The organism is Roseovarius tolerans, assembly GCF_900109855.1.
Taxonomy (GTDB): Bacteria; Pseudomonadota; Alphaproteobacteria; order Rhodobacterales; family Rhodobacteraceae; genus Roseovarius; species Roseovarius tolerans.
The window spans coordinates 1-7,521 of the sequence record NZ_FOBO01000035.1; the positions used below are offsets into that span (position 1 = coordinate 1).

At 52.3% G+C, this 7,521-nt stretch carries 7 protein-coding genes and 1 pseudogene; 2 read left to right on the plus strand and 6 right to left on the minus strand.

The genetic code is table 11. The features are described 5' to 3' along the window. Window positions 1–38: 38 nt before the first annotated feature. The 5 genes from BMX04_RS18610 to BMX04_RS19250 form a co-directional block, all read right to left on the minus strand. Window positions 39–449 (minus strand): nucleotidyl transferase AbiEii/AbiGii toxin family protein, encoded by a 411-nt coding sequence (locus BMX04_RS18610; RefSeq protein ID WP_074788338.1) that lies wholly within the window; start codon window positions 447–449, stop codon window positions 39–41. After that, complete coding sequence (locus BMX04_RS18615; protein ID WP_074788339.1) at window positions 442–1,323, minus strand: type IV toxin-antitoxin system AbiEi family antitoxin domain-containing protein; 882 nt, start codon at window positions 1,321–1,323, stop codon at window positions 442–444. Before BMX04_RS18615 ends, BMX04_RS18610 begins: the two co-directional genes overlap by 8 nt. Before the next feature lie 164 nt (window positions 1,324–1,487). Continuing rightward, the gene (locus BMX04_RS18620) at window positions 1,488–1,742 is read right to left on the minus strand and encodes a WGR domain-containing protein (RefSeq protein ID WP_074788340.1); all 255 of its coding nucleotides are present in this window, start codon (window positions 1,740–1,742) and stop codon (window positions 1,488–1,490) included. Between the two features lie 3 nt (window positions 1,743–1,745). Next, entirely contained in the window at window positions 1,746–2,375 is a 630-nt protein-coding gene (locus BMX04_RS18625) for a tyrosine-type recombinase/integrase (protein WP_074788341.1), read from the minus strand. A 368-nt stretch (window positions 2,376–2,743) separates the two neighbouring features. Next, window positions 2,744–2,929: a hypothetical protein gene (locus BMX04_RS19250; protein WP_139194636.1), complete on the minus strand. Its 186-nt coding sequence runs from the start codon at window positions 2,927–2,929 to the stop codon at window positions 2,744–2,746. Window positions 2,930–3,049: 120 nt separating this feature from the next. On the opposite strand from BMX04_RS19250, the gene BMX04_RS18630 reads away from it, so the two are divergent. Further along, window positions 3,050–4,573 carry a winged helix-turn-helix domain-containing tetratricopeptide repeat protein gene (locus tag BMX04_RS18630; RefSeq protein ID WP_074788342.1) on the plus strand — a complete coding sequence of 508 codons (1,524 nt, stop codon included), beginning with the start codon at window positions 3,050–3,052 and terminating at the stop codon, window positions 4,571–4,573. 278 nt (window positions 4,574–4,851) lie between these two features. Here the strand turns inward: BMX04_RS18630 and BMX04_RS18945 are convergent, their stop codons facing one another. Then, a complete protein-coding gene (locus BMX04_RS18945; protein ID WP_083398241.1) occupies window positions 4,852–7,170 on the minus strand; it encodes an autotransporter domain-containing protein in 2,319 nt (772 codons plus the stop codon). Window positions 7,171–7,295: 125 nt separating this feature from the next. Here BMX04_RS18945 and BMX04_RS18640 point away from each other — a divergent pair. Continuing rightward, window positions 7,296–7,521 (plus strand): annotated as a pseudogene (locus BMX04_RS18640) (IS256 family transposase); the annotation flags it as partial.

Below are 7,521 nucleotides of genomic sequence, written 5' to 3' on the forward strand. Positions count from 1 at the left end.
CCATCGTACATATCCAATCATCGCTGCGACGTCACCTTCTACGGCGATGCATCATACTGCGCAAACATCAAACCCAAAATCTTTGCGACAGAACCTTTAATAGTTTGTACGCGGCAGATTAAATCCAAATACCCAAGTTGGATGGCCACACGGGCAAATAATGGATCCAGCTCCGCTGCAATGTTTTCAGCCAACCCGTGCGGTTCCATTGTTGATGAAAAATCAATGTCACCTGTCTGTCGGATACTGTTAAATGCGAGAGCCATTGCGGCACCACCCTTGAGGATCAACGTGTCCTTCAAGTTGGGAGCTAAGCCTATTGCTGCGAGTACGATCTCAGCGACCTGTCTGTCCCGATGTTGCGTTGGGTCTGCGCGTACTGCATCAACCCATGCTCTGACATCGACATCAACAATACCGTAATCGATGGCTTCGTCAGGGTCAGACATTTATGGAAATCATCCACTTCTCAGAAAATACAGGAGCATACTCTGCATCCGGGTCGAGTTTGCGCGATCCACCCCTTTGGGCATACTGCTCCCAGTTGTGGATGGTGGGGTGATCTATGTCCATGACTTCCGTAAGAATGTAGCCAGCACGAACCTTGGCGATTTTGCTATCAAGCTGATCTACTGCCTTGATAATTTCTTCCACCCACGGCTCTGCCTCGTTCTCCCAGACATCTAAGACATGACGTATGCCGCCGCATAAGCCCGGTTCGGTCAACATATCCGCAAAGGTTTGGCCGATGGAGGTAATACGGGTTTGTTCATCGCTCACTGGGGAGGGCGTCCAGGGTTGGCTTGAGACATGAACAATTACCGAACGGCGGCGGATTGCCTCATTGAATCCTGGTCGATTCAGAACTGGTCTTTCGATATCTTCGACATCTGGTAGGTCTTCACGCACTCTCGCATTCCGAAGAGTGTTCCAAATGCTGCGTTTTGGGGTGGTCATATGGAGCGCTTGAGGGTTGCGATCTGTCAGGCCATATTTTTGCATGGCCGACAGATGAGATACGTAAGAGAATGGATCAGCAATGCATGCCACTTCTTCAGCAGTACCGGCCCGTGTAGCCTGGGTTACGCGCCATACATTGGAGCGAAAATCGGAATCAGCTGTGAGAACACGTTTGGTTTCGAGGCGTTTGATAGCGTTCTTTGCGCGTGTTTGGTCCCAACCTTGCGGCATTCGTTTGAGGGGTTCTTCGCCCCAGACCTTTGCAGTAAAAAGCCCATGCCCCAATATGAAAAAATCATAATACGTGATGATTGGGTGATCACGATGCAGCAGTGCTTTTTCTAAGCCTTCGGTAAAGTTCATGCCAGTGCGATATCCATATGTCCTAAGGACATATGGATATCGCACTGAGAGGTGTCAAGGGGAGTGCGAGAAAATCTAGACTCCAATTGACCTCTGCCATCCAATACCCTATGTCCTCAGGACATAGGGTATTGGATGGCTCACTTACTTTCCAGCGCTCGAATTTATCGATGGAACATAAAAAGTTGCTGGGGCTCAACCCAATATCCCCGCCGCCTCTTAACTGTTTCAAGCGCGATTAGTGCCCCGATCGCCTGATCCTCGCTATCAAACCAATCCATCCGGACCTGCCCGCCCTGCCCGATGCGACCCCATTCCCGAAGAAGCGTCCATTCACCAAACAGGTTTGGCATGACGGACATCCGGTAAAACCGGGCGACATTGTTAGTAGGCTGGCGCTTTTCGAGATAGGTCTGCATGGCTCAGAGATGATACTTGCGCGCGATTTCGAGGGCTTCGGCCTGTTCGGTGCCAATGTATTCTTTGGTGCTTTCAATGCTGGCATGGCCGAGCAAGAGCTGGGCCGCGCGAAGGTTGCCGGTCTGCTGATAGATGTGAGTTGGGAAGGTCCGGCGCAGCGAATGCAGCCCGTAGAGACTGGGATCGAGGCGGGCCTTTTCCAGCCAGGATTTGAACAACCGCCAGAGCTGGCTTTCGCTGAGATGGGTGTGCGACCACCTTGCCCCCTGCCCCGTGAACAACCATGCATGCATCTGCTTTTCAGAGGCAGCGAGGTAGGTGCGCAGGCTTTCGCGCGTCCCCGACGACAGCCGCGCTTGGACCGGGCGCGCATTGCGGCTTTCCGTTTTCTTCTGGCGGATCTCGACGATCTCGCGGACTCCTGCCGGGGTTGCCACGTCCGAGACCCGCAGCCGCACAAGATCAGAGCCCCTAAAGCTCGTATCAAGGGCCGTGTTGAACAACGCCAGATCACGCAGCGCGCGATCTTGGCCTAGGATCATCCGGATCAGCGCAACCTGGTCGGGCGTCAGCGGTGGCTTTTTGCCCACGACACGGCCTTTGTTCCAGGTGGTCTCAGGTGCAGTCGGCATCTACAAATCCTTGCAAGCTTATTGCATAAATATATCCATAAACCATGCATGATGAAAGTAGCATATTGCGCGATGTGGCGTTTTACTCAATTTTTGTTGGATTTTGGCCTGCCTGTTCATGCGAGCTTTTATAATAAAGCTTGCATGACATGGGAAAGCGCGCGCCGGGAGCGATTCGGCCCAAAGGAGACATCCAATGCCGGATCGCGATGCTGCGGTCGCAGCCCGCATAGCCGACATTCGCCGCGTGCGCGAAACCAAAGGCCACTCGAATTCACACAATGCGGGACTTTGCTGCCGTTCCCCCCGGAGACCTCATTGGCTGTTTCGAGGAGCGACACAACGGTAGAGGCATTGATTGAAGATGGTTAGAGCAAACCTTCAAATGATTTTGTTTCAGCCTTGCCGGTCTCTTCCGTGTACGCCCAAAATAGTGTCGAAAAGGATTGCCAAAGGGTCTTGTCGGTTGCGATTGACTGATCGCTTCCTTTTGAAACTGCTTTGAGAGATTGCATGTTGATGGTAGCGTTTGAAGTTGTTGCCGCGAGTTTCATTTTAGCCTCATTGTGTTGCGATGAAACCAAGCTATCTGGCCGCGCCTACCAGCGCTTGAACGGAAGGTTATCGATGCGTAGCCATGTTATGAATTTTGCTTGCTGCGGGCTTGCCGGAACATGAATTTCAAGTTTGGAGACTTCAGCGTCGACACCGAGCAGCTAGAACTAAGGCAAGCCGATGAGTTCATCGCACTGCAACCTCAGGCCTTTTCGCTTCTAGTATTTCTCATCGAGAATGCAGACCGCGTCGTTTCAAAGGACGATATTATCGAAACTGTTTGGAAAGGCCGCATTGTCGGCGATGGCACCCTAAACGCGCGCATAAATGCATTGCGACGAGCCTTGAATGATGACGGTGTGTCGCAATCCGTAATTAAGACCTTTCCGCGTCAGGGTTTTCGGTTCGTCGCAAAACTTAGCGATGAAGTGATTGAACCGATACTTGCTGCATCGGTCGTTGCTGCCGCTTCTTCGCATGCGTCCATAGCTGTTTTGCCGTTCGTCAATATTGGCGCGGATCAAGAGCAGGAATATTTCGCTGATGGCCTTACCGAAGACCTGATTACGGACCTCAGTAAGATAAACGACTTGTTCGTCATCGCGCGAAATTCGTCGTTTTCGTATCGAAATTCACCCAAGAATGTCATGCAGATCGGGCAGGAGCTGAGTGTTGGCCACGTACTTGAAGGAAGCGTGCGCAAGGCAGGCAATCGCGTTCGCATCAACGCGCAATTGATTGATGCCAGCAATGGTGGCCACGTTTGGGCAGAAAGATATGACAGCGACCTTCAGGATATTTTTGCGCTTCAGGACGAAATCACGGAGAAGATCATCTCTGCCCTTCATGTCAATCTAAAGAAAATACCAAATAAAAATCGTAGCACGCATAGCGTGGAGGCCTTTGAGTTGAGCCTGAAGGGGCGCGCCAAATTTTTCATGTTCTCGCCTGAAACCAACCAAGAATGCATCTCACTTTATGATCAAGCACTTGCCATTGATCCAGAGTTTGCAGATGCGTGGGCCGGATTGGTTTTCCTCTATCAAAGCGGATGGTCTTTCGCCTGGCCTGGCTATGATGACGGTCTCAAGATCGCAGCTGACAAGGCCGAGCATGCAATTAATTTAGCCCCTATGTCGTCATTGGCCAACAGTCGCTATGGATGGGTTCAAACATTCCTGCGCAACCCCGAGGCTGCGATCAAGAGCTTCGAGACTGCATTGGAGATTGATCCAAATAATGCCGATACGTATTTCTGGTTTAGTGAGGCATTAAATTACGCCGGGCAGCCAGAGCGGGCGATTGAGATGGGACTGACCGGCCTGCAGTTTGATCCGATCGCTCCACCCAACGCTCTTCATCATATCGCACACGGCCACTTCTTATCGGGCGACCTTGTCGAAGCCGAAGAATACGAGTGGCGGGCCATTCGAATGGCGCCATCTTTCCCTCCAGCACGGATCGTGATGTCTGCGATACTCGTCGAAGCTGGCCGGGTTGAGGAAGCCAAGGAGCAAGTTGCAGATCTACTTGCCATTGATTCAGACTATACGTTTCAACGCTTTGACGAACGGTATCCTTATCATGACCAAGAACATCACAGACGTATGACGACCGCCATCAAGTTGGCAGGAATTAAGTAGCAGACATTCGTGCAACGCGCCGCATCTTGCACAATGGGCTCTTCGCGGCCATTAGTTCGGCTGCAGCATGTTGGCCGAACAGGTGCACCGCCGCCAGCAGACACGGCCCAAACCTGCCGTTCGTGGACAACGCAACGTATGACCGCTCCCAGCCGCTTTACAATTTTTCCTACGTGGCGCACAACCAATTCAGTTTTCGCACAACTGGCATCCTCCGCATGAGTTCAGCTTAATACAGGCAGGCATAAACAGCGTAAGGCCATGCTTTCTTAGCGATTCTAAAACCGTGCAGTGAACGTCAATCCAGTTTCGACCAGTAGTGTATCGCCGAATGCTGGTTGTCCAAGTCGAATATCTGCAACTAAGCTGCGATTGTTGTCCAAGTCATGAGAATAGGACGAATACACAAAACCGCGCGTTTCGTTTCGTGCCATCGTGCTATCGATTTCAAATGTTTCAAAACCGGGCAGATCACTTGTTCCAGCCAGCTTGACACGATCTGCAAGAAGGTCACCGTCAATACCGGCCGAGATTGACAGTGTGCCACTGTCAGACACAGAGCGCGACCCAGACACCGCAAGGGTGGACGTTGTACGGTTGACAGACAAACTGTCGTAAGTTGCGTTGAAGTCACCCCCGGCCTCGGAATAGGCGTCGCGCGCAAAATGCGATGTGACCAAAGACATGCTTGGTGTGATCAACCAATTTGAAGCATGGAAACCATATCCAAGTTCTGCTGATGCTGAAATGCTACCTATGCTAGTGTCTCCGACACTCTGCATCACAAGGTCCGAATTGAGACCGCGCGTGATCTGACCATTGCTCTTACTATACGAAAGCGAAAAATTGCCCTGAACGCCGGTGCGCTCAAGACTGTTTTGACTGTATTCAGCCCAGACTGCGATGCCGACGCCATTCATATCAACGGCGGTTGTATCGCCTGCGTTCCCTGCAACACTGAGCGTCCCGCCCAGCGTTGTGGATGCCGATATGCCACGCCCATAAGATAGTAAACCAATTGCATAGGCGTTACTTTCTGACGATAGCCCGTCAGTCTTGCCCAGCGTCGCAAATCTGCCACCAACTGCGATACATTCATTCATGAGGGTCGCCTGAGCGGGTCTGGAGTCTCGATCTGCGCCGAGCTTTTGAGTGATATAATCGTCAGAGGCTACCAACCCAATTGGGATGCCTTCTTGCATTTCTCGGCCCGCAAAACACGTCAGTGTTTGCGAGGAAGCTAATGCAATCTCAGTGTGATTGGCGAGATCGGGAAACGAACCCTGCAAATCGATAACGTCTTGCATTTGTGTCCGCCAGATGAATGCGCGTCGACTACCGTCATCGGTTTCCGCTTCTCCGACTACGATTGCACCATCAGCACTTACATTGTACGCGCGGCTAAAACCCGTACCGTCTGTCCGCATCGATCCCAAACCTTGCATTTCGGGGTTGGCTGATACACCGTCTTCGCCACCCTCGATCCAACGAAACGCTTGAACGTCGCCACCTTCAGTTGTCGATTCACCGACAACAACAGTCCCGTCTGCATTCACATCGCGTGCCCAGCTATAGCCGGCCGGATCGGTTGTCAGCGTCCCGAGACTTTGCATTTCAGGATTGGCTCCGCCCCCCTGCGTGCCGCCTTCCGTCCAGCGATAGGCAAAAAACTCAGTCACAGCTTCGCCGCTTGCGATCCCGACGACAACTGTACCATCAGTATTGACCGCTTCTGCTGTTGCAAAACCACTCCCATCAATCCGAAGTGTTCCCAAATCTTCCATTTGAGGGTTTCCGACCCCGCCGCCGGTACCGCCTTCTACCCAACGAAAGGCCCGCGGGAACGCATCTTCTCCAACGTTACCTACAACGACATTGCCTGCGGCGTTTACATCATTGGCGACACTTCTGCCGTCACCGCCGGAGAATACTCCTAGATCTTGCATCTCAGGATTGAGGCCGCCAAAGTCGCCGCCCTCGACCCAGCGAAATGCACGCCTTTCAGTCGCTGGTCCACCAGCGTAATAAGACCACCCCACAATGACGGTACCGTCGGCATTCACCGCTGCCGCATTCGCCTGAGAGGTATCGGCGGGATCACCTATTGATTCAGGTAGATCAAGAAGTGTACCCAGATCTTCGATGGTGCCGTTGGTCCAGCGCACTGCTCGTGCACGACCCAAGTCGTTCCGGGACTGACCGACAATTATTTCGGTTCCATTGGCTACGATGACAGCATCTCGTGCAGAGCTAATGCTTGTTCCGGCAGAAGTAGGATTTGTTGTCGTCAAGCCGTCAAGAACAGTGATGCCCGCGTCAGATGTCCAATGAAAAGCAGCACGATCATTTGTGGGACCAATCGTGCCCACGACAACTGAACCATCCGGGCTAATCCCGAGTGCAACACTTCGGTCGCTGTCTGACGCACCGATATTACACATACCGTCAGCAAATGGTGTCGTATCAGCGGCTATCGGGCCGGTCGAGTTCGGCAAGCATTCCAAGGGTTCATTGGCTTGGGCGAATACGCCAGTGCCAAAGGACATAATGATCAGCAATGAACTGACAGATACAGAATTGAGGAGAGCTTTTTGCATAACCTTGGACACCTTGAATTACCTGATATTAGAGTTATAACCGAAAGTTGGTGACGGCCCGAATGGGCGGCATATCATGGCGTTGTTGAAGCGCCGCAATTCTCATTGAGAAAAGGATATGCCACATGACCAAGAATACAGTTATCGACTTCGCAAAACCAAGCGATTTTTCACCTGATCCGCTGACGGATCTTCTGCGAGCAGGTGCGCAGGAACTTCTGGCTACTGCGGTGCGCGCGGAGGTGTCCGAATTCATGGGCGGTCACGCGCACCTTTTGGACGACGAGGGCCGCCAGCGTTTGGTGCGCCACGGGTTTCTGCCGGAGCGCGAGGTTATGACCGGGATTGGCA